This window comes from Vibrio sp. 704 (assembly GCF_033339295.1).
Map to the genome: position 1 here is coordinate 1 of NZ_JAWOUH010000378.1, position 743 is coordinate 743.

Here is a 743-nt window from a genome sequence, read left to right on the forward strand (position 1 = left end):
AGGACTTTTGGTTCCGATTGGTGGATGGTCAATGCCAAGCGCCAGCGCGCATCATATGGTGGTAAGGGAAAGCGATAAACCGCAAGTTGAGGCATTTACTCATTGGGTCATGCAAAGTCTATAAGCTTAAAAGTCCTGCATCTTCGAATAAGTGAAAGTGGTTTCCTGCGATTGAGCTAACAAAGTTGGGTGCTTTTTGGGCGGCAGTTAAAACAAGATTCGTTACTTAAGGTATAAAATGACGCTTGTTTCAATCGTCGCCCCAAATCTGATCGAACAAGGAAAAGTCATGGAAATGCTACAAGGTGGTCGGGATAATGCCATTTATCGTACAGGTGATCGCGTTAGTCGTCCGGCAAGCTCTTGGACGATGACCGTCCACCAGTTGTTAAATCACCTTCATTCCAATGGATTCACGCAATGCCCCAAAGTGATTGGGATTGAGGGTGGTAAAGAGTGGCTGAGCTTTGTGGAAGGAGATACCTTCAACTATCCACTGCAAGGTTCTATTGCTTCTGTTACTGCACTTTTATCCGCGGCCAAAATGTTGCGTAGAATGCATGATGCTTCAGAACATTTTCTCATTTCACATCAAAGCGAAGTGTGTCATTGGATGTTACCTGATCGAGTCCCCCAAGAGGTGATTTGTCATGGGGATTTTATGCCATACAATGTTGCACTAAATGGTGAAACCGTGGTTGGTGTATTCGATTTTGATACCGCACATCCTGCTCCTCGTTTAT

At 44.7% G+C, this 743-nt stretch carries 1 protein-coding gene and 1 pseudogene; both read left to right on the forward strand.

The features are described 5' to 3' along the window. A pseudogene (locus R7R24_RS26580) lies at positions 1 to 124 on the forward strand (transcriptional regulator); the annotation flags it as partial. Positions 125 to 289: 165 nt separating this feature from the next. Continuing rightward, positions 290 to 743, forward strand: a 454-nt coding sequence (locus R7R24_RS26585) for an aminoglycoside phosphotransferase family protein (protein ID WP_318120100.1), incomplete at its 3' end; no start/stop codon positions are given.